The sequence below is a fragment of the Pseudarthrobacter sp. AG30 genome (genome assembly GCF_003116525.1).
In the GTDB taxonomy this organism is placed as follows: domain Bacteria; phylum Actinomycetota; class Actinomycetes; order Actinomycetales; family Micrococcaceae; genus Arthrobacter.
Genome location: NZ_QEHL01000045.1, coordinates 1 through 686 on the forward strand (window position 1 = coordinate 1; position 686 = coordinate 686).

Genomic DNA, 686 nt, shown 5'->3' on the forward strand with positions numbered 1-686 from the left:
TGGCTGCAGGAGAAGATACCTCCCATATCCTCAGCGGGTTGACTAACCAGCTGCCTGATCGTGATCCGGAAGAGACTGCCGAGTGGGTTGAGTCCCTGGATGCGTTGATCAGGGAACAGGGCACTGAGCGTGCCCAATACATCATGCGGAGCCTGCTGCAGCGCGCGGGCGCGCAGAGCGTCGGGGTGCCGATGGTGACCACCACCGATTACGTGAACACCATCCCGGTGGACCAGGAAGCGGAGTTCCCGGGCAATGAGGAATTCGAGCGCCGGTACCGGGCGTACATGCGGTGGAACGCCGCGGTGATGGTGCACCGGGCGCAGCGGCCCGAGATCGGTGTTGGCGGGCATATCTCCACCTACGCCGGGGCCGCGACCCTGTACGAGGTCGGGTTCAACCACTTCTTCCGCGGCAAGGACCACCCCGGCGGCGGGGACCAGGTCTTCTTCCAGGGCCACGCCTCCCCCGGCATGTACGCCCGGGCGTTCATGGAAGGACGCCTCTCCGAGGAAGACCTCGACGGGTTCCGGCAGGAAAAGTCCCGCGCCGGCCACGCCCTGTCCTCCTACCCGCACCCGCGGCTGATGCCGGACTTCTGGGAATTCCCCACCGTGTCCATGGGCATCGGGCCGATGAACGCGATCTACCAGGCCCAGAACAACCGCTACCTGCACAACCGGGGC

1 pseudogene is annotated in these 686 nt (G+C 65.7%); it reads left to right on the plus strand.

Features of this window, described 5'->3' with window-relative positions:
* Positions 1 to 686: pseudogene (locus DC347_RS21185) on the plus strand (pyruvate dehydrogenase (acetyl-transferring), homodimeric type); the annotation flags it as partial.